Origin of the sequence: Providencia sp. wls1943, from assembly GCF_009706275.1 — a bacterium.
Classification (GTDB): Bacteria; Pseudomonadota; Gammaproteobacteria; order Enterobacterales; family Enterobacteriaceae; genus Providencia; species Providencia zhijiangensis.
In genome coordinates, this window is record NZ_WLTU01000024.1 from 35,834 (window position 1) to 56,779 (window position 20,946).

The following is a 20,946-nucleotide window of genomic DNA, read 5'->3' on the forward strand; positions in this document are numbered from 1 at the left end:
TTACGAAAAGTAAAAAAATAATGTCATAAGCTTAACAGGCTAAAGTCTACAACGAACTCCAAAAGATACAAGTATGGTAAGCAATAAAGGTTAAAAAAAGTCTTTTTTTGCCGTTGAAATCAGAGAGATAAATATATTACTCATTTTGTTGTTAATAAAAGTATCCCATTGATTTTAAAGTGTTTAAGTATTTTTTATTTATAATTATCTTTATGAATGTAAAATTTCGTAAGAAAAATCTTATTGTTGTTTAGTGAATGTTATTGGCGTGAATCTTTAAAATGTTTTGATGTCTAATATCCGCTGAGCTTGTATTATATGCTTTTTCTGGCCTCATAATGAATCCCATCGAATGACCTGCTTCTGCTGCATTTTGTAAAAGAACAAAATCTTGCTCGTTTATTTCTGGCAACCATCCTAATACGACACTGTAATTACCACTTCTTAATGCTTTTTCCATGGCATCAATGGTCGTAATTGAATTAACTTGGTTAAGTTGCATGATTTTATTGACGGGTAAACCAGCTTGTTCTAGCCAGTGTTTACTCAGTTTTTTATTTGGGCTCAGCCATAATAGCCAACGTGATTGAATACCAAACTGGCGCAACATGGGTAGCAAGATGTAATCCATAATTGGGTGTTGTTCGTTATAAACTAACTCGCTCACCATACCATGTTGCATTGAGCTATTTGCAAAACTCACTGTTGAGGTTGCAGTGCTTAAATTGCTATGGGTAAGACGCTCATGCGTGAAGCTATCATTAGTAAAATGATTAAGAGAATGTGTTGTTGCGCTATTCCAAGTAGAAATACTCATAATTCACCTCGCTACAATTTTACATGTAGAACAATGTTTCATGGAGATAAGTGCTGTATGAACATACAGTAACTGTATATTTATACAATATCAAGGCTATTTTTACAAAGCGCTTCGCAACTTTGTGGTTTTTATGCGAGTTATACTTGGCATTTTTAACTGAAACTTTAAAATCAATTAAGCATAATTATATGTAAAAACAGTTGTTTTTTTATTGCTTGAACCTCAAGGACGATTGTATTTTTTTTATTCATAAGGAGATGGAAAAGTGTCATTACAAAATGAAAGAAGTTCCCTTTTACAGCAAATTTTGGGTCAGTTTGGTGCACTGAAAAAGAAAAACCACTTTGGTGGATACTGTTTGTGTATTGATAATGCACTTGTGGGACTGGTACTGGATGGGCAATTTTATGTTCGTGGATGCTTGTTTTCTCGTAGTTACTTTGAATCAGTCGGGTTTGAGCGGTTGGTTTATAGTAAAAGAGGCATCCCGCTAGAGATGCGCTACTACCAACTTCCGGAAGAGGCTTGGTGTGACCCATTAATATTGAGTCACATCATTGAATTAGCATACCGTTCAGCCATGGAAGAAACTCAACAAAGAGAGTCGGCGGCGGTACGCATCAAGGACTTGCCAAATATGAATATGGCAATGGAGAGGGCACTTGGGAAGATTGGGATTTTCCATGCAGAAGATCTCATTATGATAGGCGCTAAAGCGTGCTTCTTGAAACTAAAACAGCATGGGAAGCTGATACCAAGTGTAAAACAGTTGATTGGATTGGCTGCGGCTATCGAGGGTTGCCATAGTGAAGTATTACCTTCTCGAACTCGACAGGAGCTCATTAACTGGTTTAACAGTATGAATTAATTTTTATTCTTTCAAATCAGCGGGCATGGCCATTTATAGGTTTTAATGCCCGCTCATCAGTTTATTTTATGACAAGCTAATTTGTTTAATCATTGATTTTATTTCAGGAATTAATTCAATCAGCAATTTAGTCTGTTCCATGATCAGTACGGTTTTCTCATCGTCATCACTGGAGGCATGGTCAATGCGATTCAGTAGGCTCACCCTTAGACGCTCTGATTTTTCGTCAATCATTGCGGGATCTAAAGATGTGATTTGAATAGACGATTCGATATAGCAGATTGCATCATTTAATAAGGCAAGATTAGCTTCGTTTTGCATCTGCTCTCTATGGGCGCCGAGGGCTGAAATATAGCTCAGTAATGTATGGTTTAAACACAGTAAGCGGAACGCTTGCTCTTGCGTAATTTGGTATGACTTAGGATCCGATGCCATATTTGAAACAATTGAAGCAAATTCTGCATCATTATTGTGGGCGTCACGCCTCGCAACACGGTACTCCAAGCTATTATCTTTACCTTGATAATATTGCTGTAAAATAGCATCCAAATAACGGCAGTTGCTATCCATCGTTTTCTGCACCACTTGCGGTAATTGTCGAAATTTCCAGTCAGGCCAAATAAAACTGACGGCAAGTAATGCAATAAAACAGCCAATGAGAGTGTCGATAATTCGAGGTAGTGCAACTTCGAAGCCTTCACCGAGTAAATTAAAGCAAAATAGCACGAGCAACGTAATAAACAGCGTTGCTTGGGCATATTGACTGCTACGGAACATGAAGAACAGGAGCCCTGTGATCACGATCAGCGTGAGTTGTCCCTCAATGGATGGCACGATATTGAGTAAAGGTAAGCCGATGGCGATCCCTAACAAAGTGCCTGTAATACGCAATGCTAGGCGGCGCTTAGTCGCATTATAGTTGGGTTGGCAAACAAATAAGCTCGTGAGTAATATCCAATAACCGCGTTCCAAATCAAACAGTTGAATAATCAAATACCCAGTACAAAGTAAGGCTGACATTCTCACGGCATGGCGAAACAGCGAGGATTTTGGGGTTAAATGATGTTTGAATCGAGCAAATACATCACGAATACCAGAGACGGATTCATCAGATAACTGTTCAATTTGCTTATTATTCTGCTGCCAAGAGGCTTGACCGAGGCTCAAGCCTTTGAGTTGCACATCAATCCCTTTGAGATTTTTTAGCAAGTTTCGTAATGCTTTGATTTCATGTAATTCAGGAGATTGTTGCTGGAGTAGCTGCAAGGAGTTTTCAATATACGTAAATGTGCGTTCAAAGCGCGGATTATGTTGATATTGTTTGCGCCATAACACGGATTGAGCGACCTGCTGGCAGGCTCTTGCTTGCATGGTTAATAAGCGTTGAAAGCGAAATAAAATATCACAATGGCGCAAACGGCGGCTAAGCTGTTGATACTGAATATGTGATGAACTAGCTCGTTCATGAATGTCTTGAGCGACAAAGTAATATTGTAATGTATTACGCGTGCCCCGTTGGCCTCTGTCGCCTTTCAATCGGCTGAGTAGCGAAATTTTTGCCTGATTCATCGTACTGACTAACGTACTGTTCACTAAGGCTAAATCATAGACTGATTGCTGATAGTCATCTTCAAGGTCAGGATCAAATAAGTTTGCCTTTGCATCAAGATAAGCTGAAAGCTGCTGATAACATTGCGTAATGGCATCTTGTAGTGGGCGAACAGGGAAAAGGATATGCCCGATGAGAGTGAGAATGTTGTACCAAATGGCACCAGTTAATAAGAGCGCAGGTTGGATGTACCACGTATCAAAAATAGGTACGCCAAGCATGGTGTATATTGCAATTAGCAGAGCACCGAAAGCGATAGTGGCATAACGTTGCCCTAATGCGCCAAGTAAGATAAAACCACAGGTTGAGAATGCTAACCCAAAAAAGAATAAAACAGGGTAAGGAAAAAGTAATTCAATAGAGACTGAGGCAATTAAAAAACAGAATAAAGTGATAATTAAATTTTTTATTCTGCCAGTCAATCTATCATCTAAGTCAGTGAGTGCGGCAGCGACAACGCCTAGAGTTAAAGGGATCGTAACTTTAGGCTCTAAGCCTAAAAGCCATGGAACCAAGGTTGTGCCTGTCAGCGCAATTAAGATTCGGATATAATATAAAATATGGCTGTTATAGAGCACACGACGATAACTGGTTAGCAGCGTTAGCACAAAGTACCTCAGTGGTAAGACAAATCCTTATCTATATAGAATAACGTGTTTACGTAGAATAAAAAACTATTAGCAATTATGCTTTGATTATTTTCACGAATGATTCACACAGGTGCAGAACGTATGGAACTGAAATCGACACAGATTGGACAGCGCCTGGCTCAGCATCCCTATAATCGGGTTCGCTTACTTAATGCAGGCATCGAAGTTAGTGGTGAAAACCATCAATACCTGATTCCCTTCAATGAGCTAGTCGATATTCGCTGTAAGCGTGGGATCGTCTGGGGGGAATTGGAATTTGAAATTTTAGATGAACAAGTCGTTCGTTTGCACGGTACAGAGTGGAAACAAACTCAGCGTTTCTACCATTTTTTGAATGAAAAATGGCAGCAATGGAGCGTTGAAATGAGCGAAGTCAGTGCTCAAGTATTGACGTCTTTAACTCAGTCGATTTTACAACAAACTCAGCAAGATGCGTGGTTAAGTTTACGTAGCTTGCAATCAATAAAAGAAAGGATCACTCAGCAGTTTTCATCACTTCCTTTACCCCTCGTTCGAATGCCTTTATTTGAAAACTGTGCCGCACATTACCAATTTTGCAGGCAGTGGCTAACGAATAGTGAACAATGTCGCAAACAAAATAACCAGAATTGGTGTCAGTCAGTTCTAACGCGCTATGATGATTTTTTCCAACATATTGAATCCTCTCCATTAAATTATTCTCAATCATTATCCGTCATTAATGGCGAAGATAATGTTTTAGTTTTAGCAGGAGCGGGTAGCGGAAAAACATCGGTGCTGGTTGCAAGGGCAGGCTGGCTTCTATTAAGAGAGCTAGCTAAACCTGAGCAAATCTTATTATTGGCATTTGGACGTAAAGCTGCGGAAGAGATGAATGAGCGGATTCAATCTCGTTTACAACAAAAAGAGATTGAGGCGAAGACATTTCACGCACTTGCATTGCAGATTATCCGCGAAGGTAGCAATAAGTCACCAATAATTAGTGCGTTAGAGTCGGATACCGAAAAGCGCCAATCTCTCTTGTTGAATGAATGGCGAGAGCAGTGCTCCAGTAAAAAAGCCCAAGCGAAAGGTTGGCGAGAGTGGCTGTCAGAAGAATTGCAATGGAATATTCCTGACGGTGAATTTTGGAATGATGAAAAAATCAGTCGCAAAGTAGTCGTTCGACTAGAGCGCTGGTTGAGCTTGATCCGCTCTCATGGCGGTAGCCAAAAAGAGATGATTGACAATACACGGGAAGAAATTCGTGCGCTATTCCAAAAACGAATTCGTTTAATGGCTCCGCTATTGAAAGCTTGGAAGAGTGCTCTCAAAGATGAATGTGCGATTGATTTCTCCGGCCTCATCCATCAAGCGGTCAACATTATTGAAAAAGGGCGTTTTATTAGCCCGTGGAAACATATTTTAGTTGATGAATTCCAAGATATTTCACCACTAAGAGCCAAATTATTACATGCATTACGCCAACAAAATAAGCAAACCTGTTTATTTGCAGTCGGTGATGATTGGCAGGCAATTTATCGCTTTAGTGGCGCTGAATTGGATTTGACGACGTCATTTAAAACGCATTTTGGTGAAGGGGATTTATGCGCATTAGATACAACATACCGGTTTAATGAACGCATTGGTGATATCGCGAATCGCTTTGTATTACAGAACCCAAGTCAGTTAGATAAGCCATTAAACAGCCTGATAAAAGGTAATAAAAAATCAGTCGTTTTATTGTATGAAGATGCGCTAGAGCGTTTGCTGGATAAAATGAGCGGTTATGTTTTAGATGATGAAAATATCTTAATTTTGGCTCGTTACCACTATTTAAAGCCGGAAATTCTAAAGAAAGCGGAAACACGCTGGCCGAAATTGAAAATTCAATTTATGACCATGCATGCATCGAAAGGCCAACAGGCGGATCATGTCATTATTTGTGGTTTAAATGGTGGCAAAGAGGGATTCCCAGCGCCTGCTCGGGAGTCGATTATTGAAGACGCTTTATTGCCACAACCTGAACATTTTGAACATGCGGAAGAACGACGACTATTTTATGTGGCGTTGACGAGAGCGAAGCAGCAAGCATGGTTATTGTATAACCCTGATAATCCGTCTGAATTTGTTGAAGAGCTAAGGCAAATGGGTGTACCTAGGCAGAAAAAGCCTTAAAACTCGCGTATTAAAATTCAATTCATTAAAAATGAAAACTGCGCCATTGAGTATACCGATGGCGCAGTTTTTTATTCATTTACGGCTATTTTCCGGCGTACTATTAATTAGTGCGTTTATTTAAATAGCTTTGATAATCAGGGATCACAATATCAATTTCCCCATCAAAGAAAGGGGAGGTAATCAGAAAATCAGCGGTAGCAGGGTTGGTGGCCACAGGGATATTCCAAACAGTGGCTAATCGCAGAAGCGCCTTGACATCAGGATCGTGAGGAACGGCATTTAATGGATCCCAAAAGAAAATGAGTAGGTCGATTTTCTGCTCTGCAATCATGGCGCCAATTTGTTGGTCACCACCCATTGGGCCGCTCAACATACCGGTAACAGGTAAACCAGTTTCTTTATTAACCAAGCTCCCAGTGGTACCTGTTGCAAACAGTTTGTGTGAGCTTAATTTCGTTTTATTTTTGGTTACCCAACCGAGTAAGGATGATTTACAGTGGTCATGGGCAACTAAGGCAATATTTTTTGAGGCTGCGATTTTTCGGGTGGTAGATTCCATGAGGTTCCCTTAAACAAGATTGGCATCACAAATAGATAACGGTCACGCATCTTAAAAATTGAGTGAACAAAGATGTACAACATATATCATAATGCATATGAATAGTTTACTGATTTTGGGAGATATTTTGATGAGAGATCAAGAAATTGCTGAAATTCTAACGAGCGTTAAGACAATTGCATTAGTTGGTGCGAGTGACCGTACAGACCGCCCAAGCTATGAAGTCATGGAATACCTCTTACACCAAGGGTATCAGGTTATTCCGGTGAGCCCGAAGCTCGCGGGACAATCATTATTAGGGCAGCGAGTTTATGCCCAACTGAGTGAAATCCCTAACCCTGTTGATATGGTTGATGTTTTTAGAAATGCTGATGCTGCAGTCGGTGTTGCTCATGAGGCCGTCGCTATTAAAGCTAAAGTCTTATGGCTGCAAAAAGGGGTTATTAGTGAAGAGGCGCAAAGAATTGCTGTGAATGCGGGGTTACAGTGCGTGATGGATAAATGCCCTAAACAAGAAATTCCAGCGTTAGGTTTGGAAAAATAAGTATCGCGTGTTCATCGACGGTAATGTAAAAAAATAAAGCAGCTGGTGGGCTGCTTTACTGGATTGCGTTCATGATCAGTTACGTAGACGCGGAGCTTGTAATTGGGATCTTATCGACTCTGCTAACTCATCCATAGAAGGTTGTTCCGGATGGTCATCAGTCATCTCATAAGTAATCTGTGCTTCTGCTAAATAAGTATGAACCGCTTCCCCATTATCATCTTCCATGACGACATGATACCAAGGCAGATCGCGTAATGTACTGTTGGATGCAATGTCATCATCATGTGGTTGGTCGAGCGAGTATTCAGGGTCAACATCAACAACTACCCCAAGGTAGCCGAGAAGTTTGTGTCTGACTTGTTGCCCGATTCCATATTTACTGGTGATCATCATAGCGACCTCCTTAAAAGCCTTGCTTGTGCTGTAAACTACATGTGGGCAGTGCTGTGCGTTTTCAAGCCAATGTGTGGACAATTACTCATAACGCAATACACTGTCTTTAAGTAATAACGAAAAGCAGTGCCTCAATAATCAGATTATCTGCTGAATGAATAAAAAACAACTGCGCCAGAGGGTTTTAATTGATTAAGTAATGACATCGGAGGCTTATATGACAGCAACAGGTCGCTATTTCTATATTTATGGACGAGTTCAAGGTGTTGGGTTTCGTTACCAAACCTATCATTGGGCGAATCAAAATGGGATCAAAGGTTTTGTTTATAACCGGGATGATGGCAGTGTGAAACTGGCTATTTATGGTTCCGAGCAGGATATTGAATTTGTCGATGACTGGCTGAAAGCGGGCGGGCCTCCGGGCGCTAAAATCGATCACTACTTTAGTGAAAGTTGGCATACGGAACCAATAGCGGATTTTTCCGTCCGCTATTAATGTGTTCTTAAATGCATTTCACGGGTTTAGGAAGACCTGCAAGTTTTGTTGCTTGCTTCGCAGGGCCTTGAGGAAACAGTCGATATAAATAACGGCTGTTGCCTTTTTCTTCCCCAAATTGCTGAGAAACCGCTTTAACTAACATTCTGATCGCTGGTGATGTATTAAATTCTAAATAGAATGCACGAACGAAACGGATAATTTCGAGATGCTCATCAGTGAGTTCAATTTCTTCTTGCGCAGCGAGTAGCGGAATAAGATCTTCGCTCCATTGTTGGCTATCAAGTAGGTAGCCTTGCGAGTCTGTTTCAATTTCTTGATTATTAAAAACCAACATACTTAATTTCTATCCAAACAAAAGTAGACCGCAAATTTAGCAAAAAACCAGCAATAACCCAAGTAAACCCTGTTGGAATAGGAAAAAATGTTGATAATTTCATCCATTGAACTCATGTGCGCTTATTTTTAAAGCGAACGAACAAATTAGGGGTTTACATTGAAAGCGCAGATGATTATAGTGCTCGTCATTGCGGAGGGGTGGCCGAGCGGCTGAAGGCAGCGGTCTTGAAAACCGCCGATGGGAAACCATCCGAGAGTTCGAATCTCTCCTCCTCCGCCATATTCACTTCTAGTAACATCCTCCAAAGTCTTCCAATCCCAAGTAAATCAAGCATTCCAACTAAATCCCATTATTCCAACGTCTACTAATATTTTTCTACACGTCTAAAACCTATTGCACCGTTTTTGTATATAAATTAAGTATTGGTGAGTACCTCATTAGGAGAATTATTGTTTAAATATTTGATTTCTCTAAGAATAAGAGTCATTCCGATAAAGTATACTTAAAAAAAATTGGAGAAATACATGAAAAAAATATTAATAGCTGGGGTAATCTTGGGGTTTTCAACAGCGTCATGGGCAGTGCCTAATATATGGTCAAGTAGCTTTGCTCAAGGCTATTCCGAATACAGCCTCACCAACGAATCTAATGATTCCGTCATCATTGCATGCAATGTTGGCGCGGGAGAGGGATTTGATAACGGAGTGTCAGTTTATCATGATGGTCAACAGTTAACTGGGGATATATCATTTCTAATTGATGATGAAGCATACTACATACCTGAAAACACAACGACGAGGAATGGTGCCAATGCGTGGGTGAGTTTTACTGATGCGATAAAAAAAACATCAACATTTGAAGTATACGTAAATAACAAACCAGCAGGTAAATTCACATCTTCACCTAAAAACCACAAGAAAACGTTTAGTGATTTTGAATGCGATCCAATGTGGTGATTAACCGTTATTATTTATAATCTATTTCAGGTTTAATGTGGGCGAGTTAATCAGTTAAGCTCGCCCATGAGTACATTCATAATGTGCTAAATTTTTTTGTTTAATCCAGCTTATCTGGAAGATCCTCGCCATGTTTCTATGCCGAATTCGTCTCGTTATAGCCGCTTTATTCTGATGACTAGCCTGGTTAAATAGAGCTTGAGTTTCAAGTAGGTAGATGAAAGATAAAACTTGAATGTATCCAGAGTTATACGCTTATTGGCTAAGTGAATGCGTATTATATCAGTGCGTCAAAATACATTTTTAGGGGGATGTAATGCCAGATCTGATTGTGTTACGTGAGCTGTTAATCTCAAGTGTTAATTATTTACAGCTTTTTCTTGAGGCAATATCAGTAACGTGCGTTGCTATAGGGCTGGTGAAAACACTGTATATTCTAATTACAGTTAAGAATGGCAGAGTTGCTCGTTTTTATTTCGGTAACTGGCTGGCAATGGCTTTAGAATTTCAACTTGCAGCGGATATTTTACTCACGACCGTTGATCCTGATTTAGATAGTCTCATTAAGCTGGCTATTATCGCTGTGATTAGAACGTTCTTAAATTACTTTCTTGCCAAAGAGCTAGAGCACAACCCTTTAGTTGAAGAATCGAAGGGAAAAACACGTAAGCATCAATAGCCTGATATGATGGATGTTAATGTGGCGAGTTTATTTGTTATGCAGTAGCGAAAATATAAATTTAAGTGATTGTACAAGGCGCAAAGAGTGAACTTTCACCTTGTACGATGGCTTACTTTAAATAGTCAATACTGAATGCCAGCCCTTTCATGATTTTGGTATTAATCATGCTTAATTATTCTTATGAGTAAAGTCGTCACTCACAATTTTTTGAGTATGGATTATCAATACCTTATTTAGCAATCATCACTTTAATTTAACCTGTTAATAAATAAATGGTTTTTAATTGAAGAAAATCCTATAAATATACAATTTTTTCCAAATCATTACCTTAATGCACTACTTTTTGACAGTTGAATAGGTTAAAACTAGATTCTAATTTAAGGAGAACATGATGAAAAAACGGTTATTTTCAAAACTATTTATCGTGATAGCGTTGCTTACTAGCGCCTCAGTACTCGCTCAAACACTCGATATGAGTGGCGGATATCAGAGCACGAAAATCGAGTATTTACTGAAAAAAAATAAAATACAAGATAATGGTGATATTGAATCAATGAGAGAAGACACTGAAAATAATAGTATTTCGTTAATTGAAAAAAACTTAGATCGTCGGTTTAATAATCGCCAATTTAGAATTAATCATAAATAGCTAAAAATATGAATACTATATTCTTTATGATTATCAAACAGTATTTTTGATTCCAATTTTATAGTATTGATATTTTACAGCACTGCGATTGTTCTTGATAAAATGACCCTCTAGCACTGTTTTTGTTTTATCACTGAATCAAGCATTGTGTCATATTGCACGGCTTAAGCCATATTATGGAAATTGAGCACTTATCTAATGCCGAGTGTTAATGCTATCCCATGAGCATTATCGCTTGATAAATAGCCGATTCCAGCTTGTACTTTTACTTTGCTACCATAAATATTCATGGGCGTTTCTAATGCTAGCGAAGTATTATTAATAAAGCCGAATGATAGCTCTCTATAGTTATTTCCATAGAACCCACCGATGTCATTCGATAAGATTAGACTGAAATTCCTGCCATTTAAGTGGATTAGGTCAGTCATGACGTATTCACCACCAATAGACCATGTACCTGTACTGCTATTGACGTTAAGTTGTTTTTCATTTTTAAAACCGTTCGCAAACATATATGCCAAATGTCCGTATATATTTATTTCATCATTATTGTCCAGTTTATTGGTGTTTTTTAGTCCAACTTTAGGTGTTACGTGAAATGAGTTGAGATCCCAATCTAATAGACCTTCATCACGTAATATTTCTCTCATTTGCTGACTACCATGAAATGAGGATTTATTACTCATATTTGCATAACCGAATTCAAGCTCGTTTTCTACGCTAAATCTTTCATTTATTTGGTAGGTAACTTTGGGTGCTGCCGAGATACTAAAAATATCCCACCGAGCACGTAGGCTACCGACAGAATCCACATTGACGAGAGAAGATTTAACTTTGAGGTAATTACCTTTTAATTGCATAGAAAAGGAATAATCATCTGTTACATAAAGGTTTTTGAATTCATAGGGTAAAGAATATTTTTCATAGTTAAATCCGTCAGAATTCAGTTGGGAAGCACTAATGTCATCGGTTAACGAAAGCGCGAGCAGTTTTGCGTAACCTGAGTTTAAGTTTTCATCACTATAAGCACTATTTGTAAAAATGATACAAAGCAAAAGTAATTGTCTAGAAGATAATAAATTCATTAGTCATGCCCCTTAAGTGAACAGTAAAATAACAAGTTTTTTTATTTTTCATTTGATTTTCAAGTTGTTATTGTAACTTTTTCATTGAAAAAACAAAATAATAACGGCGAATAAATTGAGATAGTCAAGAAACGCGCTAGTGCTATATTACATTAACTTGCAGTAAAACAAATTAAACTCAACATAGCTATGATAATTATTTATTATCAATGTTATAGATTGCCGGCATGATTTCCTGTTCCACGAGATTAATTTGCAGGGTGTTTTTCTGTTTACGGTTATGTTGATATATAAATCAACTGGTTAGCTTCATTATTGACTTTTAAGCAAAAGATTATTGAGCGAATGACTATTTTTAAAATAGTCCTAATGTCCTATTCTTTTTAACATCAAGTTATCAAGAACATGATTAGTTCTGATAGTTAATATGAATAAACTTAAGAGAGATAGCACAATGACTGTTCCTATGATGGGTGTTGGTACGTTTCGTTTAAAAGATGATGTTGTGATTGCGTCAGTAAAAAATGCATTAGATGTTGGGTATCGTGCGGTTGATACGGCTCAAATCTATGAAAACGAAGCTGCTGTCGGGCAGGCAATTGCTGAAAGTGGTATTGCACGCGATAAACTCTATATTACAACCAAAATTTGGATTGAGAATTTAAGCAAAGATAATCTGATTCCAAGCCTGAAAAAAAGCCTGAGCGACTTACAGACAGATTATGTCGATTTAACATTGGTCCACTGGCCATCTCCAAATGATGCGGTTTCTGTTGAAGAGTTTATGCTTGCGTTATTAGAAGCGAAAAAACAAGGTTTAACTCGTGAAATTGGTGTATCAAACTTTACCATTCCATTGATGGAAGAAGCGGTCGCAGTTGTTGGTGCGGAAAATATTGCCACCAACCAAATCGAATTATCACCTTATCTGCAAAACCGCAAAGTGGTTGAGCGAGCAAAAGAATTTTAGCCCCTCATTACGGAAGGGCTAATTGTGATAGGCGAATTAGTTCGTTTGTGTTTTTTGCTGATGTGTATTTATCAAAACGATAATTAATGCTAAGGCTGCAATAATTGCCCCCATGACCGGAACATAGGCATAAGATAATCCGCCCGAAATCACAGCGCCTCCCGCAACGGCACCAATGGCATTTCCAAGGTTGAATGCACCAATATTCACGGAAGAGGCTAACCCTGGAGCTTCACTTGCCACACGCATCACTCGCATTTGTAATGGCGGGACAACACCAAAGGTAGCGGCTCCCCATATGACCATAGCGAACGCAGCACCTATTGAGTTTTGTGCTATAAATGGCATTAGTAACATGATGGCGGCAAGTAATAGTAAAAATCCTTTTAACGTCCCATCGACAGAACGATCTGAGAATTTCCCACCTAAATAGTTCCCAATTGAGAAACCGACACCAATCAGAACTAACATGACCGTAATCACGCCTGTACTCGCATCTGCAAGATACTCAAGTACTGGGGCTATGTAGGTGTACAACGTGAACATGGCACCAGCGCCTAATGCGGTTGTTAAGAGTGCAAGTAACACTTGTGGACGCATCAACACAGATAGCTCTTGTTTAACATTAGGACGCACGCCAGCATTGCCTTTAGGAAGTGATATCCATAGGAAAATCATCGTGATGCCCCCTAAACCGGCGGTGATTAAAAATGACGAACGCCAACCTATCGTATTCCCTATCCATGTCGCAGCGGGAACTCCCCCAATATTTGCGATAGTTAATCCCATAAACATCGTGGCAATTGCACTTGATTGTTTTTCTACAGGAACAACGCTTGCAGCAACGACGGCCCCTAACCCGAAAAACGCACCATGATTTAAACTGGTTAAAATTCGTGACAGCAATAAAAATTCATAATTGGGTGTAAGCGCAGATAAGACGTTTCCAAGCGTAAATATAGACATTAAAATAATTAGCGCTTTTCTTCTTGCCTGATGAGATAACAGTAATGTCATGACCGGGGCGCCCACCATCACACCAACGGCATAAGCGGTAATGAGCATCCCTGCTACAGGGATAGAAACTCCAGTGCTATTTGCGATAACAGGCAGTAGTCCCATTGGGGAAAACTCTGTCGTGCCGATACCGAATGCACCGAGCGCAAGGGCAAATAGAGGAAGATTAATTTTCATTATTGTCTCGATAATAAGTTAGAAATATATGACTGAATTTCGTTAAGTATGTCACAAAAAATTGAGGGGTTAATTACCCAAATCAGCAAATGATTTCTATTAAAATCGCAATAATCAATGGAAGGATTGTTAGCGGTGTTTAAATGTGACTCATTGAAAGAGGGAGATAAAATGGCGTATCGTCCCTCATTTTATGGTGACTATTGGTGAAATTCTGGCAAGACAGACAGACAGACTAATGTCTTCTAATGTTTTTTCTATTGGGCGCTCATTACGGCGAAATTGTAAACCAATGTGGTTAACACCTGCGGCTTTCATTGCGGTTAACTCTTTGATCAATCCATTTCGACCTGTTTTTACACCAAAACGGTGGCGTTGGATTGGCGCGTTTATATCATCAATAAAATCAAGATGAATAAAGCTGACATACGGCTTACTCCCCGCAACATTGCGCCATAGTTTAACCCTTTCGGTATGATCAATTGGGAGACCTGGGTAGGCAAGCCAACCTTGCATATGTTGCCCAATCCATTCCGGCGATTGCTGAGCAAGTCCCGCGACAAATAATGGGATAGGCTGATGTTCTGGTAAAATTTGTACGCCAGTGGGTAACTGTGCGTCTTTTTTGCCAGTTAGAATATCAACATGTTGGCGGAATAATTTACCTCTATCAGGGTAGTTGACATCAAAAAGAGGATACTCAATCGGTCTATCTCCACTCGCGACACCCAGTAATAAGCGCTCATGACTTAATGTTTGTAGTGTTGCTGCTGATTTTCTAACTAGCCAAGGTTGGCGCAAAGGCAGAACAATCGCGGCGGTGCCAAGTAAGATGTTTTCAGTGATCCCTACGAGGTAACCCAGATAGGAAAATGGCTCAAATACCTGAGCAGCATCACCAAAGTTAGGGTCATAGAAAGGGACATCTCGTACCCAAGCTGCGCGATAACCTAACTTATCCGCCAACTTGATCCTAGATGCATGTTCTTTCATATCCGGTACGCCAAAAGGTCGATTTTCTTGTTGACGTTTTATTTGTCCTGTTGAAGACCAATCATTATCAAGGGGTAATTCGATGCCAATAGAAAATGATTCATTTATAAATTGATGAGTATTCATAATTAACCTTAAATAAGAAATAGAGTTTAGATGTGATTATTTTCTGGATATGACATCTGAAGTAAATATGAATAATGACAATAATATTTCGCGATAAAAGCAAAGGTAGCGGCGTGGTACATGTTTGGGAATTTTTTATTATAATTGATATGTCATTGTCTATTGTTTCTTTATAAAGAAAAGACTATTGCAAATAAAAGAACAATCATACATTAGTAACATACTATATTAAAAATAACAGCTGTTTTATTTTTAATGAGGTTAGTGATGACAGAAAAATATTATTTCTTGGGTAAGTCATTTGAAATTGAAATGGATAACGGATTGCAAGTGAAAAACACCTATACGACTGACGGTAAAACCGTGACTATTGAGTTTTTAAATGGTGATTTAAAAGGTTCTATAATGCATGTCCCATATACTGCCAAAGCAGTAGATGGAGATAATTTTTTGATTTCTTGGCAAGAAAGCGACAATTCAACTGTTGTGCATTGTGATAATTTTTTACTCGGTAAGTCATACGCTTATTATACGATGATGAATGGTCAGTTCTTTGTAATGGAAGGTGTTATTACAGAGTTGAAATAAGTTTTTATTTAATAAAAAGCCCTTTACAGGGCTTTTATTGTAATCGTATTTTTATTTAATTAATACTGCGCTGACTGTTGCAGAATTTCCCATTCTTGCGCTTGTGATTTTATAACCCGAAGCACCTGCTTATTGCGCTTTTTGCGCAATAATAGCTTCAGCAGAGGAAAGTGTATCACTCGTTGCGGTGACTGATTGAGCAAAAGCGCCGAATGAAAAAATAGACAAAGTCATAGCAGCTGCTAACATTTTTAATGTTTTCATTGAATAATATCCTTTAATTTAATTGACCTAATGATTTAGGCGATGAGTACAGTGTATTCTTTTTGTTGTTATTTAATAGCGTTAACTTCGCAATACTCTTTTCTTAAAAAGAGAATAATCGTTATTATTATTAAATATAGACAGATTAAATAAATTAAAAATTTGATTTTAATGCTTCTAAACCATCTTGATAAATACCCGTAAATAATTTTACTGCTTCTTCATCACTGACATTCACGGGTGTAAAACGTCCAGTCCATTCAACATGAGATACATGTTTATTTTCAGTTTCATGCACACTGATATTCGATAAATAATTAATGACAGGGAAGGGCGCTTGAATAATCGAATAACTATAATTTTTTACCTGTGTGGTCAAACGCTTCTAACCGCTCAATGACAGTACCACCGTCTGAAGTGGTTAAGCTTCTCACGCGAGCGCCTTCACTCATCACACTTTTAGGTATAAACGGAAGCCAATCAGGAAGCGAATCAAAGCCTCCCATTAATTGCCAAACTTGTTCAGGCGAAGCAGGAATTTCGATAGAAACCGTTGTATTAGCCATAATAATTTCCTTTGATTTTAAAATTCGTTACATTGCAAGTGTATCTATAACACCACCATCGACACGCAATGCGGCGCCGGTTGTTGCAGATGAAAGGGGGGATGCTAAATACACAGCAAGATTAGCCACTTCATCAACATCTGCGGCTCTTTGGATTATGGAGCTTGGACGTGCGCTTCTGACAAACTCATCCGCTTGTTCTCGAGCCGATAATCCAGATTTCGCCATAGCATCCGTTAGCATCTCTTTTAATCCATCGGTAAAGGTTGGTCCTGGTAGGATTGCATTCACCGTCACACCTGTTCCAGCAAGGCGCTTAGCGAGACCATGCGATACTGCGAGGTTAGCGCTTTTCGTCACACCGTAATTGATCATGTCACTCGGTATTGCAACACCCGATTCAGAGGAAACAAAAATGATACGCCCCCAACCTTGTGAAGCCATGTGTTGTGCGTAGTGACGTGACAAGCGCACACCAGAAAGTACATTAATATTGTAAAAATCTAACCATTCAGTATCTGGAACAGTAAAAAAGTCATTGCTGTTAAAAATACCCAAATTATTAATTAAGATATCGGCAGTCGGCTCTTGGTTAAATAACACCTTAGCGCCTTCTTCTGTCCCTAAGTCAGCGATCACCGAACGTAATTTTGCTTCAGGTACGCCATCTTTAATAGAGTTCATGGCATTAGTGACACTGCTCTGGCTACGCCCGATGATCACGACCGTTGCACCTGTTTTTGCTAAGCCACGCGCAATACCAAGACCAATACCCGATGTTGAGCCACTAACAATAGCGACGCGATTATTCAAATCTAATTTCATATCAATCCTTAAAGATGAGTAGGTTATGCGTACTTACTCATTGTTGCGCAATTAACGAATGGGTAACGGTGCGTTCGCGGCAATCAAACCTTGGCGCTGCATTTCCAACCAGAATTCAGCTGGGATTTTAGTGGCTAATGCGGCTAAATCATCCGCCATACGACCTGGACGGCTTGAGCCTGGAATCACAGCAGCAACGGCTGGGTTAGCTAATGAAAATTGCAATGCGGCAGCTTTAACATCAACATTAAATTGCTGAGCAATTTGATAAATTTTCGCCACTTGCTGATGAATAGCAGGAGAGGCTTTTTGATATTCAAAATGCTCGCCGCCGACCAATACACCGGAGCTGTATGGACCACCAACAACGATATCAACGTTGTGTTCTAATGCTTCGGGCATCAGTCGTTGAAGTGCACGACTGTGATCTAATAAGCTATAACGACCCGCTAATAAGAATGCATCTGGTTTTGGCTCATCTAGACCCAGCGTTAACTCACAAGGCTCGACGCGGTTAACCCCTAAGCCCCAAGCTTTAATCACACCTTCTTCGCGCAAACGAGTCAACGCTCGGAAAGCGCCTGTACGTGCTGTATTAAAATGTTCTAACCAGCTATCTCCGTAGAAATCTTGTGAAGGGTCATGGATCCAGACGATGTCAATACGGTCTGTTTTTAAACGTTTCAGACTATCTTCTATAGAGCGCAACGTTGCATCTTCAGAGTAGTCATTCAGAATTTTGTTTTTCAAACCATGTTCGAAAATACCGTCTTTTTCCCCGAAATCACGTTTTGCTGGATCTTCCATCTCATCTAGCATGATGCGACCCACTTTGGTGCTCAACACATAATCATCTCGTGAATATTGAGATAGTGCTTCCCCCATGCGGATCTCAGATAAACCGGAACCATACAGTGGTGCAGTATCGAAATAACGAATACCTAAATTTCATGCTTCATGTACCGCTGCCAGTGCTTCATCATCAGGGATAGCTCTGAACATGTTACCGAGTGGTGCACCACCGAAACCAATTTGGCTAGGCAGTAGTTTTTTAATACTCATATTGTTATTCCTTAATAAATTAGATTGTTATCAGCAACATAATATTTCAGGACAGCGTGCCATCCTGTCGTGGTGGAAATATTAGGTTGATTTGTTCTGACATGATAGGACATAATTTATCTAACTTGAGATATTAAAGGAATCAACTATGATTGACCTGCGCCAACTCAACTACTTCGTTGTTGTAGCAGAAGAGGAACATGTTGGGCGTGCAGCGGAGCGTCTGCATATCTCCCAATCCCCATTAAGCCGCCAAATCTCTCAATTAGAAGAAAGACTTGGCTTAATGCTTTTTGAAAGAAGTCAGCAACGGATCCGTTTAACGTCTGATGGACAAACGTTTTTAACGGAAGCTCGTTCACTTCTCACTCACGCCAATCGCCTAGAATCTTTAGGTCGTCGCTTAGGTCGAGGAGAAGATGGTGGGCTATGTGTGGGTTACATTGAAAATGCCATGCATTCAGGCGTTCTACCTAGTTCTCTGAGTGTGTTGAGGGATTCGCGCCCTGATGTGCATATTGCGCTTTATAGTCAAACTCCAGAACGCCAATTAGAAGGGCTACGTCAACGCAGCCTTGATTTTGCAATGGTTGATACACCGCCTGAAGGTAAAGAGAGTGAGTTAGAATATTTTCAAGTACTCAATGATCATATGCTCGTTGCGATACCTCATCATCATCCTCTTGCTGAAAAAGCGGAGATCACCCCTGAAGACCTCACCGACCAGCAGTGGATTTCCGTCTTACACAACAACGATAATTCACATTCGAGGGATGATTTTGTTGCTGCTTGTGTGAAAGCTGGATTTCGACCGGATATTCGGTTAGAGGCAGAAGAACCGTTAACTGCATTAGGTCTCGTCGCTGCGGGTCTTGGCGTCACATTGATACAAAATGGTTTGCGGTATAATTTACCTAAAGGGGCTATTGTACGAGAGGTGCCTTGGATGAATATGACGACTCAGCTTTGGGCTGTGTGGCATAAGGCAAATTTACGCCCGTTGGTTATTCATTTTAGGGAGATCTTAAGCCAAATCCAACATGACTAAATTGATATGTTAAATCGAGAATATCAATAGCCACTTGGTATTGTGTGAAATGTGTTTTTCTATATACAAAATATGATGTCATCTATAGCCGCAGGTACCAACATGATTATTCAATGCTATAACGATAAAATAAGTGAAAGCAAAATAGATGAATTGACTCGCTTATTATATGAATGTGTTCTTGGTGGTGCGAGCGTGGGGTATACGCGCGCAGAGACACAGATTGATGACATGAGAAATTATTGGATTGGCGTTAATGGTGCATTAACAACACATGCTTTTAAGCTCGTGACGGTGGAAGTGAATAATCAAGTTGTCGCTACTGTAGGATTAGATTTATGCTCTAAATTAAATGGTAAGCACCGAGGTGAAATTTGCAAATTACTCGTATTACCTCGCTATAGAGGCAACGGTTTTGCAAAACAATTGATGAGTAGAGTTGAACAAATTGCGTGGGAATCAGGGTTAACACTTCTCACACTGGATACGGTGACTAAGGGCATGACGGTCGATTTATATCGCTCTTTAGGATGGCAGATCAGTGGTGAGATACCTCAGTTTGCATTATCAGTTAACGGCCATTTGGAATCGACGACACTGATGTTCAAGCTTAAGCCATAAAACTTAAATTCAATCTTATCCATTATTATTGAGATGAAAATAGATATAAAACCCTACAAACCCAGTGATGCAGAAGAACTGCATAAAATATTTTATACCTCCATTCATTCTATAGCCGCTTCTTACTATACGAAGGAACAACTCGATGCTTGGGCACCAAAAATGTTCAAGGCTGAGGAATGGCAAAATAAAATGGATTTATTAATGCCATTTGTTGCTTATAGGGGGAATGAGATTGTTGGCTATGCAGACCTTCAAGATGATGGGTATATTGACCATTTTTTTGTTGCTCAGCCTTGCTGTGGCATTGGCACTGCACTGATTCATCAGATTATCAACGTAGCCCAATTTAAGAGGATTAATAAATTATGGGCTCATGTGAGCTTATCCGCTGAAATGTTTTTTAAAATCAACCAATTTGAAGTTATTAAGCGGCAGAAAGTGACTGTCAGGGGAATGGTGCTTCATAATGCGGTAATGGTGAGAATGTTATAACGATGGTGGTCTCTTTATGGTGATAAACAATATATAGTGATCAACAATGGCTAATAATAAACCCTAATAAAAGCGTATTTTTTCATTACATAACATTCTAAATAATGTGGCTTATTTTCAGCAACCATTAAGCCTTGGTAAATGTGAAAGGAAACATTGCTATATTGATAGCTACCTTTTTGTGAATACTCCACCTCTAACGTTTTTGTTTCGTGATCATCATGCACGGAATTCAATTCTGATTCTGCAGTATATAGCCTACCCATATGCCATTTCTCACGCCTAATAGAGGTATTTAATGCCAAGATTTAGAGGTTTCTAGGCACTAACCAATAATATTGATCTCTAAATTAGACTAATTCATAACAATAAGCATTAATTGCTAATGAATAATAATCTAA

The 20,946-nt window shown here is 39.3% G+C and carries 21 protein-coding genes, 1 tRNA gene and 4 pseudogenes; 13 read left to right on the forward strand and 13 right to left on the reverse strand.

The features are described from left to right. Positions 1-250: 250 nt before the first annotated feature. Entirely contained in the window at positions 251-817 is a 567-nt protein-coding gene (gene sulA, locus GKR48_RS13015; protein WP_154628383.1) for an SOS-induced cell division inhibitor SulA, read from the reverse strand. Between the two features lie 268 nt (positions 818-1,085). On the opposite strand from sulA, the gene GKR48_RS13020 reads away from it, so the two are divergent. After that, on the forward strand, positions 1,086-1,688 hold the full coding sequence (locus GKR48_RS13020) for a TfoX/Sxy family DNA transformation protein (RefSeq protein WP_181478311.1): 603 nt from the start codon (positions 1,086-1,088) through the stop codon (positions 1,686-1,688). Positions 1,689-1,754: 66 nt separating this feature from the next. Here GKR48_RS13020 and yccS read toward each other — a convergent pair whose 3' ends face one another. Beyond that, complete coding sequence (yccS, locus tag GKR48_RS13025) at positions 1,755-3,905, reverse strand: YccS family putative transporter (RefSeq protein WP_286272645.1); 2,151 nt, start codon at positions 3,903-3,905, stop codon at positions 1,755-1,757. A gap of 123 nt (positions 3,906-4,028) precedes the next feature. Here yccS and helD point away from each other — a divergent pair, with 123 nt between their 5' ends. Beyond that, complete coding sequence (helD, locus tag GKR48_RS13030; protein WP_154628384.1) at positions 4,029-6,083, forward strand: DNA helicase IV; 2,055 nt, start codon at positions 4,029-4,031, stop codon at positions 6,081-6,083. A 103-nt stretch (positions 6,084-6,186) separates the two neighbouring features. Here the strand turns inward: helD and GKR48_RS13035 are convergent, their stop codons facing one another. Next, a complete protein-coding gene (locus GKR48_RS13035; RefSeq protein ID WP_132494534.1) occupies positions 6,187-6,645 on the reverse strand; it encodes a methylglyoxal synthase in 459 nt (152 codons plus the stop codon). A 130-nt stretch (positions 6,646-6,775) separates the two neighbouring features. Here GKR48_RS13035 and GKR48_RS13040 point away from each other — a divergent pair, with 130 nt between their 5' ends. After that, positions 6,776-7,189 (forward strand): CoA-binding protein, encoded by a 414-nt coding sequence (locus GKR48_RS13040; protein WP_154628385.1) that lies wholly within the window; start codon positions 6,776-6,778, stop codon positions 7,187-7,189. 75 nt (positions 7,190-7,264) lie between these two features. Here the strand turns inward: GKR48_RS13040 and hspQ are convergent, their stop codons facing one another. Continuing rightward, a complete protein-coding gene (hspQ, locus tag GKR48_RS13045) occupies positions 7,265-7,585 on the reverse strand; it encodes a heat shock protein HspQ (protein ID WP_006813539.1) in 321 nt (106 codons plus the stop codon). 217 nt (positions 7,586-7,802) lie between these two features. On the opposite strand from hspQ, the gene GKR48_RS13050 reads away from it, so the two are divergent. After that, complete coding sequence (locus GKR48_RS13050) at positions 7,803-8,081, forward strand: acylphosphatase (protein ID WP_230088672.1); 279 nt, start codon at positions 7,803-7,805, stop codon at positions 8,079-8,081. Between the two features lie 7 nt (positions 8,082-8,088). On the opposite strand, the gene GKR48_RS13055 is transcribed toward GKR48_RS13050, so the two are convergent. Continuing rightward, positions 8,089-8,418: a TusE/DsrC/DsvC family sulfur relay protein gene (locus GKR48_RS13055; RefSeq protein WP_036951672.1), complete on the reverse strand. Its 330-nt coding sequence runs from the start codon at positions 8,416-8,418 to the stop codon at positions 8,089-8,091. Between the two features lie 194 nt (positions 8,419-8,612). Between GKR48_RS13055 and GKR48_RS13060 the strand changes: the two genes are divergently transcribed. The 4 genes from GKR48_RS13060 (at position 8,613) to GKR48_RS13075 (ending at position 10,708) form a co-directional block, all read left to right on the forward strand. Next, positions 8,613-8,700, forward strand: a tRNA-Ser gene (locus tag GKR48_RS13060). Positions 8,701-8,945: 245 nt separating this feature from the next. Then, positions 8,946-9,377 (forward strand): hypothetical protein, encoded by a 432-nt coding sequence (locus GKR48_RS13065; RefSeq protein ID WP_036965219.1) that lies wholly within the window; start codon positions 8,946-8,948, stop codon positions 9,375-9,377. Positions 9,378-9,693: 316 nt separating this feature from the next. Next, positions 9,694-10,056 carry a DUF1622 domain-containing protein gene (locus GKR48_RS13070; RefSeq protein ID WP_154628387.1) on the forward strand — a complete coding sequence of 121 codons (363 nt, stop codon included), beginning with the start codon at positions 9,694-9,696 and terminating at the stop codon, positions 10,054-10,056. Positions 10,057-10,450: 394 nt separating this feature from the next. Beyond that, positions 10,451-10,708, forward strand: coding sequence for a hypothetical protein (locus GKR48_RS13075; protein WP_006662104.1), 258 nt, complete (start codon positions 10,451-10,453; stop codon positions 10,706-10,708). A 191-nt stretch (positions 10,709-10,899) separates the two neighbouring features. Here the strand turns inward: GKR48_RS13075 and GKR48_RS13080 are convergent, their stop codons facing one another. Then, positions 10,900-11,793 (reverse strand): hypothetical protein, encoded by an 894-nt coding sequence (locus GKR48_RS13080; RefSeq protein ID WP_154628388.1) that lies wholly within the window; start codon positions 11,791-11,793, stop codon positions 10,900-10,902. A 454-nt stretch (positions 11,794-12,247) separates the two neighbouring features. Between GKR48_RS13080 and GKR48_RS13085 the strand changes: the two are divergent. After that, positions 12,248-12,754, forward strand: a pseudogene (locus GKR48_RS13085) (aldo/keto reductase); the annotation flags it as partial. 45 nt (positions 12,755-12,799) lie between these two features. On the opposite strand, the gene GKR48_RS13090 reads toward GKR48_RS13085, so the two are convergent. Together GKR48_RS13090 and GKR48_RS13095 are read right to left on the reverse strand one after the other, a co-directional pair. Next, positions 12,800-13,957 carry an MFS transporter gene (locus GKR48_RS13090; RefSeq protein WP_154628389.1) on the reverse strand — a complete coding sequence of 386 codons (1,158 nt, stop codon included), beginning with the start codon at positions 13,955-13,957 and terminating at the stop codon, positions 12,800-12,802. Between the two features lie 186 nt (positions 13,958-14,143). Continuing rightward, positions 14,144-15,076 carry a TIGR03571 family LLM class oxidoreductase gene (locus GKR48_RS13095; RefSeq protein WP_154628390.1) on the reverse strand — a complete coding sequence of 311 codons (933 nt, stop codon included), beginning with the start codon at positions 15,074-15,076 and terminating at the stop codon, positions 14,144-14,146. 267 nt (positions 15,077-15,343) lie between these two features. On the opposite strand from GKR48_RS13095, the gene GKR48_RS13100 reads away from it, so the two are divergent. Then, positions 15,344-15,664 carry a MoaF-related domain-containing protein gene (locus GKR48_RS13100; protein ID WP_036965210.1) on the forward strand — a complete coding sequence of 107 codons (321 nt, stop codon included), beginning with the start codon at positions 15,344-15,346 and terminating at the stop codon, positions 15,662-15,664. A gap of 51 nt (positions 15,665-15,715) precedes the next feature. On the opposite strand, the pseudogene GKR48_RS13105 reads toward GKR48_RS13100, so the two are convergent. The 4 genes and pseudogenes from GKR48_RS13105 to GKR48_RS13120 all read right to left on the reverse strand — a co-directional run bounded on the left by GKR48_RS13105 (position 15,716) and on the right by GKR48_RS13120 (position 18,381). Then, positions 15,716-15,928 (reverse strand): annotated as a pseudogene (locus tag GKR48_RS13105) (DUF1471 domain-containing protein). A gap of 154 nt (positions 15,929-16,082) precedes the next feature. Further along, positions 16,083-16,494 (reverse strand): annotated as a pseudogene (locus GKR48_RS13110) (SRPBCC family protein). 27 nt (positions 16,495-16,521) lie between these two features. Beyond that, positions 16,522-17,319 (reverse strand): SDR family NAD(P)-dependent oxidoreductase, encoded by a 798-nt coding sequence (locus GKR48_RS13115; protein WP_154628391.1) that lies wholly within the window; start codon positions 17,317-17,319, stop codon positions 16,522-16,524. Between the two features lie 51 nt (positions 17,320-17,370). Then, a pseudogene (locus tag GKR48_RS13120) lies at positions 17,371-18,381 on the reverse strand (aldo/keto reductase). Positions 18,382-18,529: 148 nt separating this feature from the next. Here GKR48_RS13120 and GKR48_RS13125 point away from each other — a divergent pair. The 3 genes from GKR48_RS13125 (at position 18,530) to GKR48_RS13135 (ending at position 20,545) form a co-directional block, all read left to right on the forward strand. Next, positions 18,530-19,429: a LysR substrate-binding domain-containing protein gene (locus GKR48_RS13125; protein WP_154628392.1), complete on the forward strand. Its 900-nt coding sequence runs from the start codon at positions 18,530-18,532 to the stop codon at positions 19,427-19,429. A gap of 102 nt (positions 19,430-19,531) precedes the next feature. Continuing rightward, positions 19,532-20,050, forward strand: a complete 519-nt coding sequence (locus GKR48_RS13130) for a GNAT family N-acetyltransferase (protein WP_154628393.1) — start codon at positions 19,532-19,534, stop codon at positions 20,048-20,050. A gap of 33 nt (positions 20,051-20,083) precedes the next feature. Continuing rightward, complete coding sequence (locus GKR48_RS13135; RefSeq protein ID WP_154628394.1) at positions 20,084-20,545, forward strand: GNAT family N-acetyltransferase; 462 nt, start codon at positions 20,084-20,086, stop codon at positions 20,543-20,545. A gap of 50 nt (positions 20,546-20,595) precedes the next feature. Here GKR48_RS13135 and GKR48_RS13140 read toward each other — a convergent pair whose 3' ends face one another. Beyond that, entirely contained in the window at positions 20,596-20,811 is a 216-nt protein-coding gene (locus tag GKR48_RS13140; protein ID WP_036974768.1) for a KTSC domain-containing protein, read from the reverse strand. Positions 20,812-20,946: the final 135 nt, after the last annotated feature.